This window comes from Schleiferilactobacillus perolens DSM 12744, assembly GCF_001435585.1.
Lineage (GTDB): Bacteria > Bacillota > Bacilli > Lactobacillales > Lactobacillaceae > Schleiferilactobacillus > Schleiferilactobacillus perolens.
The window spans coordinates 79,697-97,467 of the sequence record NZ_AZEC01000007.1 but is presented as its reverse complement, the minus strand read 5'-3'; the positions used below and the strand labels follow the sequence as shown (position 1 = coordinate 97,467).

Sequence of the window (17,771 nt, the reverse complement as noted above, 5' to 3'; positions counted from 1 at the left end):
ATCTTATCGAATTGTGATGCGGCCATCGACCACACTGCCAGAGACGCTGAATTCAGGGGCGCCACTGCCCACATTACCAATGGCGCGATGCTTACCTTGCTTGGAATATTCTGCTTCAGCGGGTAGCCGCAGACTGCCATCGTCCCGATGCAGATCAAAGGCATACGCCGCGTTGGCTGGAAAAGCCAAGCGAATATTGCCATCGTCGCCTTCGACAGAGACATCCCCCGTGACTTCGGCAAAGTCCAAGCTCAATGTGCCATCTTCTGTGGTGAAATCACCAGAACCGTGGAAGTCGGTCAAAGTAAAATTGCCATCATCTGTCGCAATCGAGACGGGATTAGCCACACTGATTTGTTTCAGACTGCCGCGCCCATCTTCCGTACGGATCCGCAGATCGCCAAACGTGAGATCTTGACCGGAGAAGTTGCCGTCTTCATATTGCATATCCACTTGGGTCGCTTGGACTTCCCGCCAACTGAAGTTGCCGTCGTCGCCCTGCACGGTGAGGGTTTCACTGCGCACATCTTGCAAACTGAGATTGCCGTCATCCATGCGGAATTGCAGGTTCTTGGCTGTGACATTAGCCAAATGGGCATTGCCGTCATCGGAAGAAACGTCGGTGTTCGTGAAATGAATGTCACTCAGACCCAGATTGCCGTCATCACTCTTGGCACTGAGGTTATCCCCCGTGATTTTAGCCACCTGCAAGTTGCCGTCACTCACCCGGAGTGCGACATCGGTTAAGGCGCCCAGATCGTGCACCGCCACATTGCCGTCGTCACCATTGACCGTGATTGCCCCAGTGTAAGTCTTGGGCACTTGCAACACCGCCCGGGCCCGGAAACCCCAGCTGCGGGAATTAATCAGAATGCTGATGCCAAAGTGCGACCGTTTGCCGGCCCGAATCCGCAGTGTATCCCCGGCTTGGTCGGCTGTGGCATACATCGCCGGATCATCCGTGGTCATATATTCTGCAAAGTGGAAGTTGGCGTCATCAGTGGGCTGCAATTCCAAGTCATCGGGGTAATCCACGGTCAGCTTGTGGATACCGTCGCTACTTTGCTCAAACGAATTCACCAGTTGTAACCGTTCGTCGCCATCGTGGCTGCCGACCCATTTTCCGTTGCGGACCACCGTATGGCCGTTGGTAATGATCGTGGCGCCGGGCTTGTTCAGGCTCTCGTTGACTTCCTTGGTCACCCGCTTGGCGACATTATTACCAATTTTGCCTAACTTACCCAGATTCTTTAACGCGCTAAGATCGTTCAGATTGATTTCGATCTTATCATCGTCGTCTTCATCCGCTTTTTCTTCAGCAGACTGGCGGGCCGCTGCTGGCTTCGGTGCCGTCCCATCCTCTGCGTTGACTTCCTGCAAAAGTGCGTCAATGTCGCCGAATTCTTGGAAGGCCGCATCCACAGCCTCTTGGGCTGTTTTGCCGGCGGCCATCTTCTCCGACGCAGAATCACGCAGATTACCAAACAACTCCGCAAATAAATCCTTATTGTCTTTGGTGTCCGGGTATTGGTTAAACGACTTGTTCAGCCGTTGAATGATTAACACATCGCGATCCGAATTATCCATTATGTTGTTCCACCTTTCCAAGAATCAGTTCATCCATGACTTTCTTCGCCGCATTCCAATTTTCCTGGGCGGCCGCTAATTCGGCCATGCCCTGATCGGTGATCCGGTAATATTTGCGCCGGCTGCCCTGGGTCTCGTCACCCCAGTAACCTTCGACACTGCCGTTTTTGGCCAACCGACGAAAAACGGTGTACAGCGTGGCTTCATTAATCTCATAGTCACCACCGCTGAGCTGCGTGACATCCTTGCTGATCTGGTAACCGTAACTGTCACCCTGCGCCAGAATGTTCAACACAATCGTGCCCGTATAGCCCCGAATCATTTCCTTCGAAATATCCGCTTGTGCCATGATCTCGCCTCCTTGTTTCTGACTATCTACATAGTACCACATATTACTATGTGTGCCATAGTATTTTGACAAAAAACTCGTTTTTTGTCCCACGAAGATAATTTTCTTGTTTGTAATCGATAACAACGCTAAAATCAGCCCAAAGCGGTAGTACGTGACCCCGCCGACACGCTATAATGGAAGAAATCGGTGGAACGGAGGCAATTATATGGGAGAAAAGAAGAAGCATCAGGCTTGGTGGCCAGTCACCATCGCAGCCGCTGCGTTACTGGGCGGTGCAGTTGGTACAGTGGCGTTCACCCCACCCGTCCAAGCCGCAACAACCCTCACGCAAACGAGTAATCAATGGGAAAATGATCGGTCTATCGTATTGAGTTCTGCCCTTTTCCAAAACAGCGTTATTCCAATGACGTGGAATACCCCCGTGCTCGTCGAAGTCGACGGCAACTGGGTTGATTCTGCCCAACAAAACTTACAAAGCTTAATCACTGCGGCCCACGATGCTGCGAGTTTCCAACAGGCGTGGGCCCAAATTGGCCAACAAGCCGCCTATCGGCTAGCCCTTACAGTCACTCATTCAGCCAACACCACTGCTGTGCAGAATTTCTTACAGGCTGCCAGCAGCGATCCGCAATGTCGCAATCTCACGAATCAACAAGTTTTCCAGCAATTATTCAGTCACACCAATTTCAGTGACATCATTCAGCACGTTGCGGATTACGATAACCAAGCGGTGTTGGCGCCTGCATTGAAGGCCTTACAACAAGTGGGGACTGCCCAGGGATGGGACCGGATCGGCCAAATTCAGCAGACCAGCGCTGGGCAGTATGCGGTCATCGCCACGCCAGTCAGTGCACTGGTAGCGAGTGCCAGCAGTCCGGCTGATTTGAATCAACGGATTCAACAGGTGTTCCAGCAATTGACCTGGCGCACGGCCCTCGCTATCACCGATGGACTCACCCCGCAAACATTACCGAGTGGTGCGCAGGCGCGGATTGACGCCTTCCTCAACACCACCGATCAAAGTGGTGCGACAATTCAGACAGTATTTTCTAAGAATTCTCAACAAGCTGTTTTTAATACCGCCACACTTTTACCGAATTACAGTCAGTTATTCGCGGACTACACTAAATATCTGACAGACAACAAGCCGGCCCAAGGTGACAACGGTGATCACCATGAAACGAAACCGACGACGCCAGATCAAAACGACGCTGGTCACGGCACTGAAACACCCACTCAGCCGGGGAAACCGGCTTTGGTCGTGAATTCAGGCCCGGACAGTGCAATGCGGACGCCAGCTGTCTCCAATAAGCAAAGCAATACCGCGTTACAGGTGGTGGATCGCACAACAAATGCCAATTCTAGCCAAGTGATTACTTTGAACCAAAAGATCACTTCGATTCAGTATTCCCCGGAAAGCGACAATGATGACGTTCCCGGTGATAACACTGGGCTGCCCCAAACTGGTGAAAATCAGACCGATTCGACGATATTACAGCAGGCCGGTTTTATTCTGTTGACCATAGCCACTCTGAGTGTCATCACTTACAAACGGCGGCGAGATTACGTATAAGCGGTCCATACCAATTATCTAATGCAGTTAAAGAAAGCGATATCTGCGATTTTCCTAAGCAAATACCGCTTTTTTTGTGGCTTTTTTTCAGCGAAGAAGTGACATTTTTGTAACCTTCTCATGGTGGCTCTGTAACACGACTGCAATACCCGTCCGTTAGTATGGACAATGTTGTTAAGTTAATAAGTTCTTAAGAAATCAAAAATCATTCTCGGAGGTCGCTATTTACATGAAGAAGTCAATCGTTACTTTACTCGCATCATCCATGCTCGCAATCGGTGGCGTCGCAGTCACATCTCAAATTAATGGTACTCAACCGCAAACAGTCCAAGCCGCTACTGTCCTCAGTGCTGGCAACGTTGCTACAACTGGTGATACTGATACATTCACTTACTACGCACCGACACTGGCACCCAACTACAAACAGACATTATCTGCTAATACCCGTTGGAAGATTACTGCGACGACTAAAGATGCAAACGGCAATGTCTGGTACCAATTAGGGACCAATTGCTGGGCTAAGGCTTCTGACATGATGACAGATAGCGAATATAGTGCCTTGGTTAAGGCGCAACAAGCAGCAGATGCTGCCGCTGCTGCCCAACAACAAGCTGCTCAAAACCAAGCCAACAATTCGGCTAGTCAAAACAGCACCGTCCAAAACGTGATCAATCTGGCTAAGCAACAAATCGGCAAACCTTATGTATGGGGCGGCAAGGGACCTTCTTCCTTCGATTGCTCCGGTCTGATGTACTACGTTTTTGCGAATGCTGCTGGTAAGAATATCGGCGGCTGGACAGTACCGCAGGAATCTGCTGGTACACAAGTTTCCATTAATAATTTGCAAGCAGGCGACCTGATTTTCTGGGGCAGCCGTGGTTCTACTTACCACGTTGGCCTGTACATTGGTAACAATCAATACATTCACGCTCCCCAACCTGGCCAAAGCGTGACAATCGCTTCGATTTCCAGTTACTTCCGGCCCAGCTTTGGTGTCCGCGTACTGTAATTTCCGTCAACGATCATTCAAGATATTATGTCGCACACAAAAACCCAAGCCGGGTATTGGCGGCTTGGGTTTTTTGTGTGCACCGAATTTTTACTTAAGAGCAGCTAAGCCATCAACATAGTTGGTATAGCGGCCTTCGATCCATTGGTTGGTGGCGACTTGATACCAATATTCACCATTCGCGAAGGCTTGCTTCGTCACTCGCCAGGCACTGCCGTTTTTCAAATACCGGCCACTAAACTGTTGGTCATCGCCATAACCGTTCCAAAGCGCAATGCTGGCGCCATTCTTATACTGTACTTTGACCACCGTGTTCGTACTGGCTGGATTACCGTAGCCATTGGGCCAGTTCGTATCGGTGGCTTCGATCCACTGATTGGCCCCAACTTGATACCAATACGCACCATCCACAACGGTTTGGGCGGTCACTTTCCACCGAGAATTATTGCTTAAAGTGCGACCTGTGGCAGTCTTAGCAGCGCCGTAACCATTCCACAGCGGCACCCCATTACTATTTTTCACTTGGACGACCCCGCTGAGGTGATTTAACTCGGCTAGTTTCTGTTGAACTAATGCAAAGAAATCATCCATGCTGTATCCCCAAGACTGAAAATAACCAGTGGGATCTGTGTGATCCGTATCACCTAACCACTGGGACACGGCATGATGGGACCAAATGGTGCCCTGCCCATCATGATCTGCCAAAACAGCCGGCAGATTGTATTTCTTAAGCAATGTCGCCACATAATACGCATCATTGTTGACGGACTCGGCAAAATCGTAGGCATTGTTTTCTTCCACTAATTCAATGTGGATAAACCGCTGATTGGCATAGTAACCCGCACCCCAGACAGCGTAATCGGTGGGATGAATATTAACCACCTCGCTGTGATCCACAAAAGCATGAACATAGGCCTGCCGTTTTTGCCATTGCGTTTGCATGCGGGTGACCTCTTGATCTAAGGTCACTCCCGGATCTGCGGTTTCATGAATGACAATGCCTTCTGGCTTCCCCACCCCATGACGATAGGCATTCCAATGCGTGAATGTAGTGGGTACCGTCTTGATCGGCGGATTGGCAAAATGCTGGGCGTTAATGTACTGATTATCCACTGTGCCGGCCTGTTCGGCAGCCAAGATGGGCTGTTGCCATTGACCGGCTGAGCCGATCACCGTGGTGCCGCCTAATACCGCTGCACAGAGTAAACTGGTGACAAGATATCGTTTTTTCAAAATCCATTCCTCCCCGATTCGTTCACTTCAATCTTAGCACCATCCACCGACACCACGAAAAAAAGCATCACCGCAAATTTGCGATGATGCCCTTTTTGTCACAACGGATGTTATTGCGCTAAAGAACTACTGGTGGCCGGTAACCAGGTATTGGTGGCCACCCGATAATAGGCTTGACCATTTTGGGTTCGTAACCCGGTCACTTTCCACCGAGAGCCAGCGGCCAACGTATTCCCTGTGGCTTGTCCCGCATCATTTGTGAGTGCTGCGCTGCTGCCGCCCACCGTGGCCACGCCGCCTAAGTTAAAGATGGCGCCCGCGCTCAACGTGGCGTCTTGACCATTGAGCCACTGGTTGGTGCCCACCAGGTACCAAACTTGTCCACTGGGCAGGATAGCCACTTGATTGACCTTCCACCGACTGCTGCCATTCAACCGGCCAGCATCATTGCCTGTCCCCGGTGCCCGCTTCAACGTCGTGCCGCCGCCAGCGGTGACCGTTGCCACCGTATTAACGTTTTGATAGACCGTATCTGCACTGGGCTGACTATTATTATCGTTATTGTCCTGCAGTTGCGCATCACTGGCTAAGATCCACTCCGCCGGTGATACCCGGTACCACGTCTCGCCACTCTTGAACACGGCCTGCTCAAATACCTTCCAAGCCGACCCGGCCCCTAACTTGCGGGCAGTGGCTGAACCCTTGGGTTGCGTATAGATGGTCGTGCCGTTACCGTTGGTGATTCGCACAACGCCGGATAATGCACTGGTTGTCGGTTTTTCGGCAGGCGCCGGCGTGCCATTATCTTTGAAGCTGCCGGCGGTCGCTGCCACCCAATTGTTCGTTCCTACTTGATAGTAGGTTTGGCCATCACTCGTGACCGCTTTGGCATTCACCTTCCAGCTGCTGCCGGTCCCCAAGAAGCGGGCTTGCCAATTCAAGCCGCCTGGCGCTGTCAGTACCGCCGCCCCGCGACCATTTGTGGTGACGGTGAAGACGCCGTTAGCTGAACTTTGAGTCGCGCCAGGTACCGCATGCCAATCACCTAATACGTCCACCTGACTGGCGATGACCCAGAACAAGCCCTTCTTATTCTCATCCGCCATCTCGTACATGGTCACGCCCTTGTTCGTGACTGCACTTTGGCTAATACGGAAGACCTGGCCATCATAAGCCGAACTCATCTTAATATACTTGAAACCTTGGCTGGTGAGGACATAAGTCCCATTAATATTATTGCCATTCACTTGACCATAAGAATTCTCGCCCTGGGAACTGACAACTGTATCCAGCACCTCACTAGAACCGCCGCCCAGTTCGTTGTACTTCTTTTGAACCAACTGGTAAAACTGGTTCATATCGTAACCCCATTGGGCAAAGTAACCCACCGGATCGGTGTGATCCGTGCCGCCGAGGTAATTGGAGACCGCATTATGCGACCAAATCGTGCCGCTGCCGGTATTATCCGCCAAGGTGCACGGTAAATTATACTGACGGAGCAGATAGGCCACATAGTGTGCATCGTTATTCACCGACCGGGCAAAATCATCCAGGCTGTGTTCCCGGACCAACTCAATTTGAATAAACCGCGAATTGGCCGCTGGACCGGCGCCCCAAACCCCATAATCCGTGGGATGAATATTGATGACCCGTGAATGGTCCACAAAGGCATGGACATACGCATAAATATTGGACCATTCCCGCTGCATGTAGGCGATCTCGTTATCGATCGTTGAATTCGGGTTGGCGGTTTCGTGAATCACAATTCCCTCAGGCTGGCCCACGCCATTGCGATAGGCAAAGTCCTGGGTAAAGGTGCTGGCATACGTGGTGATTGCCGGATTGCCAAAGTTCTGGTTGGCAATATAATCGTTAACGTTCGTAGCGGCGTGCACTTGAGTGGTCGAATAATGATTGCCGAAAGCTTGGTGTGTCACTGAACTAATGATTGGTGCCGCGGCCAAACTCAGTGCCATGGCGCAAACCAGTGAATAAGTCGTCTTCCTTCTTTTCATATGCTGATTTCCTCCGATTTTCCTTCAAGGTACTGCATTAATAGTTTATCAATTTCTGGAAACACTCACAACGGTTAGCGCTCCCCTGTAATGGAATTGATATCTTGCGCACTTTTCACAATCCGCTGCTGCAATCGCTGGCGGGTCAAACGCAGCGTCCGTTCGGCATACCCGGTGCGGCGGGCCAAAACAGCCAAACTTTCATCGGCAAACCAGTGCCGGAGCACAATGAGCCGTTCTCGCTCTGTTTGACATAGCCGTAAAGCCTCCTGGCGCAGTGCGCGGCCGATCCCACTCACTGCGATCGGCGCATTGACCAGTGACGCCTCATCAACCCACCGATCCGCCCGCCATTTCTCTCGCCGCTGTAAATCCCGCAAAGCCCAAATAATGTGTTGAAAGACCCGGGGACGAAATTGTTCCCACTCGGCCGGTGTCGTTGGCCGCGTATTCACGTAGTCCGTCGCAAAGACAATCTTGGCTTCCTGCACCAAATCATCGTGATCGAAAATACCAAATTCCCGCCCTACCCGTTTAATCGCGCCGTGGATCAGGCGACTTTCTACCCCCGCATGTTTGAATCCCAACTGCCATCGTTCTTCGTTCGTCATGTGCCATCCACCTCATTCGAATATTCCCAAGCGCTTGAGTGATTTGAGAATACCAGAGGCTGGTTGATTTCACGGTCCCCATAATTTTGAGAAACGCTGTGATATCAACTTTTCTGACGCTTTCAAAAAGGCATGGTGCAATAAACCCGCACCATGCCGCAGTTTTAAAATTGTTCAGGTTAATTAAAGATTGACCGTGCTCACATTCCAGTCCCCGCTGAAGCGGTGATCTGCCCATGGCGTTCCGACGATCAGGGTCGCATAGGTCTTGGGCGCGGCACCAGGCAGTTCGGCCATGGCATGACCGATAAACGGCAGGTCAGTGTCGTCCGCTAAATAATAGGTGACCCGAGTCACCTGATCAATCATTTGTAATTCGTGATTATCCGTATTTTCTAACTGCACCAGTGCCATCATTCTCGCTCGCTTTCCCCAATTAATACTTCCAATCATAGCGAACATTGCCAGGTGGGACAAGCGTTTTCTTCCCTAATCAGTCGCTAGTTAACAATTGTGTGACACCAAGGGTTACGCGTTGCTCCCACCCCGCCACTTTGTTACGCTATTCATGTATGTTCTAGGGAATGTTAGGAGGAAATTGAAGAAATGAAAAATCAGAATCGATGGCGGGCGATTACGCTCACCAGTGTGTTGGCCCTCACAATCGCAGCGCCGGTGTTCAGCACCACCACTGCCCACGCAGCCACCGGTGATCCGACGATCAAAGCCGTCAAGGCCATGGATGCCGTGGCCACACCCCAGCAAGAATCTTTTGTCTCGCTGGCCGCCGCAGCCGCCCACCCGATTGCCACGGAGTACAATCTGTACACCTCAGTGATGATTGCCCAGGCAATCCTGGAAAGCGCGTACGGTACTTCCACTCTGTCGTTGCCGCCGAATAATAATCTGTTCGGTATCAAGGGCACGTACAACGGGCAATATGTTGAAATGCCCACCCAGGAATGGGATGCTGATCAAGGCAAATACGTCACGGTAATGGCGCAATTTCGTAAGTATCCCGATTATTTGAGTTCGTTCAATGATAATGGGCAAAAGTTGCGGTACGGCGTATCTTGGGATGCCAACTACTACAGTGGTGCCTGGGTGGAAAACACCACCTCTTATCAAGACGCCACCAAGGCATTGACTGGGAAATACGCCACGTCACCGACTTATGGCGATTCCTTAAACAGCCTCATTCAACGGTGGGACTTAACCCAATACGATGCCACATTGCAAAATCAACGGCAAACCATCTACGTGACCAATCAGAGTGGTGCCCCAATTTATAACGGCTATAGCGACGAAAGCACCGCCACCGGTGCTACCCTGCCTTATGGTTCCGGCTGGATCACACCACGCCAGGCCGTTCTATTAAATAAGATGGTTTATTATCAAGTGGCCACGAATCAATGGGTTAGCTCAGCGGATGTATCGCTGCAGAATCCCACAACGATCACCAAGCCCGATGACACCACATCCGTTCTTTATATTAACACTGCCGATAATGCGCCAATTTACAATACGTACCTCACCAACCGCACGCCGACTGGCCGGACATTGAAACCAGCCAGCGCCTGGCGGGTCACCCGGATTGCGAAGCTAGCCAACGGTGAAACCATGTACGAAATCGGCACCAACAACTGGCTTAAGAGCAGTGACATTACCTTCTCAATGCCAGGTACAGATACCGCGGCACCCATTGAATCGCCGACCAATGATATTTACACGGTCACCGCAGCCAATGGGGCTACCATTTCTGGCACCAACCGCAAACTGCCTCGCGGATCACGCTGGAAGATCAACAAGATGATTTTCCAAGCCAACGGCACAGCGGTATATCAAGTCGCAACCAATCAGTGGGTCTATGACTATGATGGCCGCTTGGATAGTGGCGAAACCAGCAGCAAGGTCAGCGGCATCATCCGCGCCAACAACAAGAACGGCGCGCCAGTACTCAGCACAAACCTGATGCCGTCGGGACGTATTTTACCCAATGGCTCGCGCTGGCGCTTCACCGCGAAGAAACACACTCGGGGCGTCGATTTGTATCAGGTCAGCCCGAATGAATGGGTGCCCGGATTTTACGTCAATTTGGAATAACAATTAGTCTTTTTTCTTTAGCCTGTGTGTACCGCTTGGTATGCCAGGCTATTTGTGTGTGACAAAACTGTTAGCCTGCCCCAAGGCAAAACATTTCCTGTACACCAGGACCGATGCTAGGATGTGGTTGTAAGGAAGTAATAATCCTGGGGGAGGATGTTTATTATGTTTAAGCACTCATTCATTAAAGGAGTCCTGCTGCTGGCAGCGACGGGGGTATTTGTTTTCAGCAGCGGCTTCATGATTATCGGTCACCGCGGAGAGTATTTCAGCCATCATTACGATACGGTGGAACATACTTACCGGTCTTACGACAACGCCATCCGAGACGGTGCAACCATGCTCGAAATTGACCTGGAACAATCCAGCGATGGTGTCTTGGTCGTCAGCCATGATCCCACCACGACGCGGCTCAGTGGCCAGCGGCACGTGATCAGCGACACCCCTTGGGCCACTTTGCGCCAACTGCCCTACGGCAATGGCGAGAACCTCAAGTCGCTTCAGGAAGTTTTGCTCCACTACCGCGCGCAACCGCAAGTTCAATTCATGATCGAAACACGGTTAGTCAATGGAAAAATGGTGATGGAACATGAACTGGCTAAATTAGTGGCCGGCCTTGGCCTGCAAAATCGAGTCGTCTACGAATCGTTCATTGAAGGTTCATTACTGGAAATGAAAAAATTACAACCCGGTGCCCGCACATTGCTGCTCCTGCACCCTGGCACTTGGCTGACCCCTGCCTACATCGCCGCCCACCGCTGGACCAGCAGTTACGGCGTATGGTGGCCGCAACTCTCCGGCGCCGCCGTCAACAATGTCCACGACGCCGGCCAGGAAGTTTACCCGTGGCCGTTTGAATCCGAGAACGGCAATGAAGCCCCCGATGAATATGCCCTGGGTGTCGATGGGGTGATCACAAACTGGAGCTACCGCTACAAGAAAGATCCCGATGCCACCCGCGTACTGAAGAACATGGCTTTCCACGTCACTGACACAGCGACCCTCTATGCTGGCGCCGGCAGCAATGCCTGGGCACTGCGCAAGCTGCCTAAAGACAGCCGCTGGCGAGCAACCAAGGAAATAACCGTGCGCAATGTGCGGTGGTATCAACTCGGCCGGAATCAGTGGGTGAAGGCGAGTGACGGTATCTTGGCGAGTACGAAGACGCCAACGCGGACCGCGGCGCTGGCCGTGGGGCCGGATCTGATTGCCAACTTTGAATCGCCGTTCTTTATGTTTGAAGCGCGGGATGGTGCTGTTGATAATGTGCTGACATTTATGGCGGCGGAGGTACATGAGATGTTGGCGGTGGAGAAGGTTTGAGAAAGTGAAAAGTGCTCAGGAATGACGACAAATCAAGTCATTCTTGAGCACCTTTTTGTTGTGGCCTGGACAGACAATCATTGGATAACATTCCGCAACCGTTCAAATTGGTTTTTGGTGCATGGCTTTGTCGGTCGATTGATTGGGCTTCGACGATTGTATTTGTGGTTGGTCCGGGGGGCCGAGTAAGTTTTCGACGAATTTAATTAGGCCGTCTTCTCCCCAATAATTGTTCATTTCTTCAAGTAAAGAATCGAAGTTCTTGCTGTACTTTACTATTTGTTTCTCACCACCATATCTGTTGCTAAGTAGTCAACCAATGTTGCCAGCGAAATATTAATCTCCATTGTCTTTTTTCTCCTTATACGCTTCCCGTACTGTTCTGAGGGAAGTATTCAAGACTTTGCTGATTTCTCGTTGAGATACCATGTTTACCCTCAAAAAGTCAATTGCATCATTCAAGTTGTACCCCGACTGACGCTTCTCCAGGAAAATCTCTAACACGAGTCTTGAGTAATTCAATTCCTTCTGGCCGTTTAGTATGGAGTCCTTGGCAGCACTATTGAAAATACTTTTCATGATAGATGGAGAGATTCCATCAAAGATCTTCAACCAGACGATTGACCTTTTTTCTTTCTGATTGAAAATTATTCTGAAACATCTTCATAAAATACTGGAGTAGCTGCTTACGTACACCAACATCTGGAAAGGTCAATTTCAACGTGGCATCAAATCTTCTCCAAATCGCGCTATCTAGTAATTGGGGATGATTGGTCGCTGCAATCAGGATGCTGCTGGGGTCAAACGCATCCATATTCTGAATTAGACTGTTTACCACCCTTTTCAATTCGCCCATTTCATTTTGATCATCACGAACTTTAGCCAAGACGTCAAATTCGACTAAAACAGACCACAAGGTTGTTGTAAACGTTCTCCACATATTGAAAATTTACATTGACTCGAGACTGAGCTATACTCACTTATCGAAGTATATCCCACATCACAAATTGCTGAATCAAGTGGAGGCTGTAAGTAAACATGTCCAAATATAAAACGTTGAAATCAAGGTTGTTTCAACAGATCGAAAATCTTGATAAATGGTTTTCAAATCCCGGAAAACTTAACGGAGCAGTAGGAGGTATCTCCCTTGCATTAAGCATTTTGATTTTTTTTATTGCATTTTTTCAACCTAAATGGGGTGCTCTCCTTCTCCTTGCTTCCCTCACTGCCTTTGCGGTTGCAGAAATTCCCTTAATAAGAATGCTAATATCACGCTCTCATAAATGGAGTGAAGAAAGAGTACACAGACATAATGGTAAGTTGACAACGCCATTGGGATGGATTAATTATGCCAGAAGGGGGGAACCATCAATATTCTTCGAGTCCGTTTTTGCTCACACAAATGAAGGTGAAAGCAATATGACTACTTTTCCTAAGTTAGTTCTGCACGACGATTTCTTTGCTGAATTTAATGTGGAAAATGTGAAAAAAGTCAATAATTACTTTATCCAATTGTTAATGAAGCTTGACTATTATCAGTTGTTGGGTTGGCTATTATATTTCAACTCGGAGACAAATAAGACGCAGAAACCTGCCGACAGAATATTAGATCTCGTTTTTTCCGTTTCAGCGATACAGTCAATTGGAGCAGTCGTGATTAACATATTTTTTGTCAATCTTAAAAGCCAATTTTCAATAATTCCAAAAATTATGTTAGTAATAATAATGTTCATGGGAATTTTGATGCTAATATCGTATCTTACTTGGTCCGTAAAAAGAGATTTACGAACGTCATGGTCGATTTCTGCCATAAACATTGCATTAAAGTTGAAAGAACATCAGGATCACAAGTAGACAATGGTTACACAATGGATCGTCACTTACTTTTAGGACTCACACTCCCGTAATCGTAAATAGTCTGCCCAAATTATTTGTGTGATCTTGTGATCAAGGCGTAGCCCGTCAAAAATCGGATGATTGGTCTAGATTCTCAGCAAATTGCGTCTATCTACCTATAAGTCTCGGTGAATCGCCCACAATTCACTGGCAAATCGCAATTTTGGCCGTACTTCCTCTTCGAACTGTAGTTGTTATTTCACTCTGGTAACTGATGGACTTTCTTTAACACATGCCAGAAGAGCCCAGTCCGGGGCGACCGCTAGTGAGGTTGAGCCAAATACTCTTGGCACGGTGTGTGACACCCAGTTACAACAAATTTGTCCGAATGCTGGTAATCTCTGAGTTTCGAATCCATGTCGGGAACACCCACAAAGCCATCAAGCGCATCAGATTGTAGTCCAAACAAGAGAACATCATGCGCGCTTCGTTCATTAAGAAGTTCGTGCTGTTCATCCGATCGGCATAATAACCGCTCTTGGTTTGCTGGATAAACTTCTCCATCTTTCCGCGCTTCTGATAAAAACTGCCAAGCGTTGCTGTCGCAGTGGGTAGATTAGTGACAAAGAACTGAATAGTGACGGACTTTTTGGACGGTTTGTGCTGAGCCACAATGACCACCCGCCGAGCGTGTTTCCAAGTACTCGCCGGATACCAAAAGACAAAGGCATGCGAATGTCCGTCGTTACCGTTCAAAGTCACAAATGTGTGCCAAACTTTCTTACCCAAGCGTTTCAGCAGCGGATTTGCTTTCAGCTTGATCATACGCATGGCGGGCTTCAGCGAGGTCATAAATCTTCGGTGTGGCAAACCCACTATCGCCCCGCAGGATGACAGACCGATGCGCGCATCGGTCAAGCAGTTGGGCTAGATAGATCTGGGCGCGTGCCGAGGTGTAGACCCGGCCATTGCGTAGTTCCACATCCAGCAATAGCCCGGTCCGACCTTCGTAGATCACCAAGGGATGATAACCCATTTCTTGATAGTGGGCGATAAAGCCAATCCCTTCTTGGTGGCCAAAGGTTTACAAAGGGGTGGAGTCCATATCGAAAACCAACCGGCCGTGCATCTTGGCCAGGTGGCGTTGGGCAAGTTGACACAGTAAGTGATGGAGACCGTTTAGGGGCCGTAAGTCTTCACAGAAGTAGTGGTAGAAACGAGATTCAGTGGCTTGAGCGGGCAAGTCGTCACCCCACAACAGTTGCAGTAACTGATCTTGCCGCAGATAGTTGGCACTGACCTCCATTTTGAAGCTCAGGACACGTTGCGTAATCACGAAATCAGTCATTTGGGCAAAACTATGAATCGGCTTTCGGCGCCAATCAGCGAATTTCACCACTTTTAGCAGCAGCTGATTGAACTTTATGTGGTGGAGAAACTCTCTAAAAGTGGTAAAACCACCAAACGAAGACACTGGATCACCCCGGCCGACCATTTTAACCGAGAGTTGAATTCTAAATCACTGAGTTGAACGGTATTCATGTGAGTCATTCTTTCTAACGATTGGTCTACAAACTTTATCGTAGCACAGAATGACTACGAGGCTTCACCTCAAGGATGGAGCTCTCAATATGGATAATGGGGTGCAACTAAAGAGGCTGCATCACTTTTTATATCAGATCATGAATATTCCAGGACTAACTCTCCTACTGTGGGTGACTCGTTCTTTTAAACGCGTAAATGCGGGGTGACGCCGTTGATAATGTGCTGACGTTTATGACGGCGGAAGTGTATGAGATGTTGCTGGTGAAGAAGTTAAAGGTGCTCAGGAATGACCCAAATCGTGCCATTCTGAGCACCTTTTTAGTTGCGGGAAAAGTTTCAGTGGTGATGATCAAGAACCCTGGAATTATTTAGTTCTTAATTTCATACTTTGGATTCTGTAAAACATCCGCTGCATATTTAGCAACCTCATAAAGTGGTTCTTGAAACTCAAGTGCATAGAGGTACATCGTCAAATATCGTCTGGTTTCTATGTCTTTCCAAGATGATCGGCCAAGCTGAGATGCAAATATCACGATGCTAAAAACAAGCGCGCTGAGGAAAATTAGGAGTACCAGCACCCCGAGTGACTGTGGTTTCTGTAAAACAGCCTTCATAATGGGAGAATTAGTAAGTACTGTAATGAGTGGTGTAACGAGAAGTGTGCCTCCTCCAACATTGATAATCAAATTCACCCTAGTAGTCGTCTGCTGGAGGTCCAGATCGATTCTTGCTAATACTTGTTGTATAACGCTTTGAGCATGATCCACCGATCTTGGCTGTAACAAATTTACTACAATTTCAGTTGCTTCCAATTTCTTAAGCACATTTCTCTTACGTCGAATACCCTTATTCGCCTTAACAGAGCTAATCATGAACCCAATGGTCAAAATTAGCATTGTCAAAAGGGTGTAGTTTGTTGCAAATAACCACCATGCACAATGCGTTAGAATCCCAACACCCAAGAAAGTGAGAGAAAGTAAGCCTAGCAAGATACTCGATATTTGAAAAAATCCCAAAGGACTCAACCAATTCGGACGATCGATTTTTTCGATTTTCGCAATTAATTGTTCCCTGATAAAGTTTTCTTCATCAAACACTTCATTTTCCTTACTAGCGTTCTTAAACGCTGACTTAAACAGAGTATCGTCGATTGCTGCTGATGAAAATCATATAGCCACGGCATTTTTAACGTGAGTATTGGCCTCCAATCATCAGGTTGTGAACAAATACGCTAATTGTTATAAACGTAACCACCCTTGTGACCATCTTGCAAATGTTTGGCGAATGAATCCGGCCAATTAGTCATCGCACGTTCCACTTGCTTTGCTTTAAAAGGAACCTTGATATACAGATAATCGTTCAAATAGGACGGTATCGGGTTCGTTGGTTCGAGCATGACAACTACTATGGGCAATTGGCGTCTGATAGCACTCTGTATTTCCCATTTGACAAATTTAGTCAGATGAGCGGTATTTTCACCAACTAGCAGAACAAATAGTTTTGAGTTCGCCATACGTACCCTAAGCTGCGCCTTAATCGACTCTTCCGAACTGGAATCACGTGCATCATTGAGATCATGCGCATCATAGAAATTGAAATCCGTGTTGTCGCTCTGTTTCCAGGCAGTCATTAGACGGTACGCGATTATGTCTCGATCGCCATCAAATGCAACATAAGTCTTATTGCGATAAACCATTATTCTCAAGCTCCTTTAATTTGTATAAGTTGTATTTTGCAGATTTTTGTTTGTAAACGACAACGTGCAACCTTGCCGGATATGTGAACTTAATCTTGCTAACCTTGAATGTCCACAAAATAATTTGTAGTAGATCCTGGTCGCTCACATTGTCATATCCTCCTCTGAACCGCAGCATTCCCGAACCAAATACCGGTATGCTGACACTGCGACCGTTGTATACGCGATCAACCTCATCCCAAAAGTTCATCAAAAATGAGATGTACTCACTCATCGTCACCACTGCCTTGTTATCACTGGTAAATTTTGAAGCAGCAGTAGCTAAATAGTCATCCGGTAAAACAACTATGGTCCCTAACCTGTACTGTTTTTTCTTCCCCTCTTTTCGATAGAAATTTGTCCCAACTTGAACACCTTTCTCTGCCAAACGCGGTGCATTCTGTAGTTTATCACGAACATCTTCTAATTGTGATGACGATAATGAGCTCAGATATTTACCATTAATGCTGTTCTTAGCAATGATCTTGTCGTCGACCACATCATCAAAATACTCGTTAAAGGACACCACTTTCAAATCATTTTGCTTAAATAAATCTCCGAGTGAAACTTCCACAGTCGTATTTCCAAACTTTAGCACAATTGAACGCTGTAAATTGGCCCGAATGAGCATCGCAATATACAGGATGCCGAGCCCAGCCAAGAAGATCATGCCCAGGTCAAACCTTACTTTTTTTGGTATGTCTATAAAAACCAACGTTAGGGAAAGAATTAACGAGATTCCAGACAAGACCTTAACAAAACTTCTTCGTAACGTTTTGTCAAAAAAACCAACATTCACTGTATTCATCACCCCTCGCTGTAAGTAAGAACAACACGATGATAACATAC

General features: G+C 48.3%; 17 protein-coding genes and 1 pseudogene. 6 read left to right on the top strand and 12 right to left on the bottom strand.

Annotated features, from left to right (window positions below):
* Positions 1 to 3: 3 nt before the first annotated feature.
* A complete protein-coding gene (locus FD09_RS09270; protein ID WP_057820666.1) occupies positions 4 to 1,587 on the bottom strand; it encodes a DUF4097 family beta strand repeat-containing protein in 1,584 nt (527 codons plus the stop codon).
* Positions 1,580 to 1,936, bottom strand: coding sequence for a PadR family transcriptional regulator (locus tag FD09_RS09265; RefSeq protein ID WP_057820664.1), 357 nt, complete (start codon positions 1,934 to 1,936; stop codon positions 1,580 to 1,582). Before FD09_RS09265 ends, FD09_RS09270 begins: the two co-directional genes overlap by 8 nt.
* A 208-nt stretch (positions 1,937 to 2,144) precedes the next feature.
* Here FD09_RS09265 and FD09_RS09260 point away from each other — a divergent pair, with 208 nt between their 5' ends.
* Together FD09_RS09260 and FD09_RS16980 are read left to right on the top strand one after the other, a co-directional pair.
* The gene (locus FD09_RS09260; RefSeq protein ID WP_057820662.1) at positions 2,145 to 3,512 is read left to right on the top strand and encodes an LPXTG cell wall anchor domain-containing protein; all 1,368 of its coding nucleotides are present in this window, start codon (positions 2,145 to 2,147) and stop codon (positions 3,510 to 3,512) included.
* A 229-nt stretch (positions 3,513 to 3,741) separates the two neighbouring features.
* On the top strand, positions 3,742 to 4,521 hold the full coding sequence (locus FD09_RS16980; protein WP_057820660.1) for a C40 family peptidase: 780 nt from the start codon (positions 3,742 to 3,744) through the stop codon (positions 4,519 to 4,521).
* Between the two features lie 90 nt (positions 4,522 to 4,611).
* Here the strand turns inward: FD09_RS16980 and FD09_RS09250 are convergent, their stop codons facing one another.
* From FD09_RS09250 to FD09_RS09235, 4 genes are all read right to left on the bottom strand, one after another.
* Positions 4,612 to 5,754, bottom strand: coding sequence for a peptidoglycan recognition protein family protein (locus tag FD09_RS09250; RefSeq protein ID WP_057820657.1), 1,143 nt, complete (start codon positions 5,752 to 5,754; stop codon positions 4,612 to 4,614).
* 110 nt (positions 5,755 to 5,864) lie between these two features.
* Positions 5,865 to 7,769, bottom strand: coding sequence for an SLAP domain-containing protein (locus FD09_RS09245; protein WP_083487731.1), 1,905 nt, complete (start codon positions 7,767 to 7,769; stop codon positions 5,865 to 5,867).
* Positions 7,770 to 7,843: 74 nt separating this feature from the next.
* A complete protein-coding gene (locus tag FD09_RS09240; protein WP_057820653.1) occupies positions 7,844 to 8,380 on the bottom strand; it encodes a sigma-70 RNA polymerase sigma factor region 4 domain-containing protein in 537 nt (178 codons plus the stop codon).
* Positions 8,381 to 8,563: 183 nt separating this feature from the next.
* Positions 8,564 to 8,833, bottom strand: a complete 270-nt coding sequence (locus tag FD09_RS09235; RefSeq protein WP_162261501.1) for a hypothetical protein — start codon at positions 8,831 to 8,833, stop codon at positions 8,564 to 8,566.
* A gap of 153 nt (positions 8,834 to 8,986) precedes the next feature.
* Between FD09_RS09235 and FD09_RS09230 the strand changes: the two genes are divergently transcribed.
* Positions 8,987 to 10,483 carry a glycoside hydrolase family 73 protein gene (locus FD09_RS09230; protein ID WP_057820651.1) on the top strand — a complete coding sequence of 499 codons (1,497 nt, stop codon included), beginning with the start codon at positions 8,987 to 8,989 and terminating at the stop codon, positions 10,481 to 10,483.
* A 165-nt stretch (positions 10,484 to 10,648) separates the two neighbouring features.
* A complete protein-coding gene (locus tag FD09_RS09225) occupies positions 10,649 to 11,806 on the top strand; it encodes a glycerophosphodiester phosphodiesterase (RefSeq protein WP_057820649.1) in 1,158 nt (385 codons plus the stop codon).
* Between the two features lie 598 nt (positions 11,807 to 12,404).
* Here FD09_RS09225 and FD09_RS09215 read toward each other — a convergent pair.
* A complete protein-coding gene (locus FD09_RS09215) occupies positions 12,405 to 12,692 on the bottom strand; it encodes an AAA family ATPase (RefSeq protein ID WP_162261500.1) in 288 nt (95 codons plus the stop codon).
* Positions 12,693 to 12,844: 152 nt separating this feature from the next.
* Between FD09_RS09215 and FD09_RS09210 the strand changes: the two genes are divergently transcribed.
* Entirely contained in the window at positions 12,845 to 13,660 is an 816-nt protein-coding gene (locus tag FD09_RS09210; protein WP_057820644.1) for a hypothetical protein, read from the top strand.
* A 351-nt stretch (positions 13,661 to 14,011) separates the two neighbouring features.
* Here the strand turns inward: FD09_RS09210 and FD09_RS16920 are convergent, their stop codons facing one another.
* Together FD09_RS16920 and FD09_RS16915 are read right to left on the bottom strand one after the other, a co-directional pair.
* Positions 14,012 to 14,467 (bottom strand): transposase, encoded by a 456-nt coding sequence (locus FD09_RS16920; RefSeq protein ID WP_057820642.1) that lies wholly within the window; start codon positions 14,465 to 14,467, stop codon positions 14,012 to 14,014.
* Positions 14,424 to 15,137: pseudogene (locus tag FD09_RS16915) on the bottom strand (transposase). The gene FD09_RS16920 and the pseudogene FD09_RS16915 overlap by 44 nt, the downstream one beginning before the upstream one ends.
* A gap of 245 nt (positions 15,138 to 15,382) precedes the next feature.
* Between FD09_RS16915 and FD09_RS16290 the strand changes: the two are divergent.
* The gene (locus FD09_RS16290; RefSeq protein ID WP_157053752.1) at positions 15,383 to 15,559 is read left to right on the top strand and encodes a hypothetical protein; all 177 of its coding nucleotides are present in this window, start codon (positions 15,383 to 15,385) and stop codon (positions 15,557 to 15,559) included.
* On the opposite strand, the gene FD09_RS09190 is transcribed toward FD09_RS16290, so the two are convergent.
* The 3 genes from FD09_RS09190 to FD09_RS09180 all read right to left on the bottom strand — a co-directional run bounded on the left by FD09_RS09190 (position 15,556) and on the right by FD09_RS09180 (position 17,730).
* Entirely contained in the window at positions 15,556 to 16,284 is a 729-nt protein-coding gene (locus tag FD09_RS09190; protein ID WP_057820636.1) for a hypothetical protein, read from the bottom strand. The genes FD09_RS16290 and FD09_RS09190 overlap by 4 nt on opposite strands.
* A 134-nt stretch (positions 16,285 to 16,418) precedes the next feature.
* Positions 16,419 to 16,883 carry a TIR domain-containing protein gene (locus FD09_RS09185; RefSeq protein WP_057820634.1) on the bottom strand — a complete coding sequence of 155 codons (465 nt, stop codon included), beginning with the start codon at positions 16,881 to 16,883 and terminating at the stop codon, positions 16,419 to 16,421.
* Positions 16,867 to 17,730, bottom strand: a complete 864-nt coding sequence (locus FD09_RS09180) for a macro domain-containing protein (protein ID WP_157053751.1) — start codon at positions 17,728 to 17,730, stop codon at positions 16,867 to 16,869. Before FD09_RS09180 ends, FD09_RS09185 begins: the two co-directional genes overlap by 17 nt.
* Positions 17,731 to 17,771 lie beyond the last annotated feature (41 nt).

Excerpts from the sequence above, each read along its gene's own strand:
- FD09_RS09270 (WP_057820666.1), bottom strand. The coding sequence starts at position 1,587 with ATGGATAATTCGGATCGCGATGTGTTAATCATTCAACGGCTGAACAAG.
- FD09_RS09265 (WP_057820664.1), bottom strand. The coding sequence starts at position 1,936 with ATGGCACAAGCGGATATTTCGAAGGAAATGATTCGGGGCTATACGGGC.
- FD09_RS09260 (WP_057820662.1), top strand. The coding sequence starts at position 2,145 with ATGGGAGAAAAGAAGAAGCATCAGGCTTGGTGGCCAGTCACCATCGCA.
- FD09_RS16980 (WP_057820660.1), top strand. The coding sequence starts at position 3,742 with ATGAAGAAGTCAATCGTTACTTTACTCGCATCATCCATGCTCGCAATC.
- FD09_RS09245 (WP_083487731.1), bottom strand. The coding sequence starts at position 7,769 with ATGAAAAGAAGGAAGACGACTTATTCACTGGTTTGCGCCATGGCACTG.
- FD09_RS09240 (WP_057820653.1), bottom strand. The coding sequence starts at position 8,380 with ATGACGAACGAAGAACGATGGCAGTTGGGATTCAAACATGCGGGGGTA.
- FD09_RS09235 (WP_162261501.1), bottom strand. The coding sequence starts at position 8,833 with ATGATTGGAAGTATTAATTGGGGAAAGCGAGCGAGAATGATGGCACTG.
- FD09_RS09230 (WP_057820651.1), top strand. The coding sequence starts at position 8,987 with ATGAAAAATCAGAATCGATGGCGGGCGATTACGCTCACCAGTGTGTTG.
- FD09_RS09225 (WP_057820649.1), top strand. The coding sequence starts at position 10,649 with ATGTTTAAGCACTCATTCATTAAAGGAGTCCTGCTGCTGGCAGCGACG.
- FD09_RS09210 (WP_057820644.1), top strand. The coding sequence starts at position 12,845 with ATGTCCAAATATAAAACGTTGAAATCAAGGTTGTTTCAACAGATCGAA.
- FD09_RS16920 (WP_057820642.1), bottom strand. The coding sequence starts at position 14,467 with ATGATCAAGCTGAAAGCAAATCCGCTGCTGAAACGCTTGGGTAAGAAA.
- FD09_RS16290 (WP_157053752.1), top strand. The coding sequence starts at position 15,383 with ATGCGGGGTGACGCCGTTGATAATGTGCTGACGTTTATGACGGCGGAA.
- FD09_RS09185 (WP_057820634.1), bottom strand. The coding sequence starts at position 16,883 with ATGGTTTATCGCAATAAGACTTATGTTGCATTTGATGGCGATCGAGAC.
- FD09_RS09180 (WP_157053751.1), bottom strand. The coding sequence starts at position 17,730 with ATGAATACAGTGAATGTTGGTTTTTTTGACAAAACGTTACGAAGAAGT.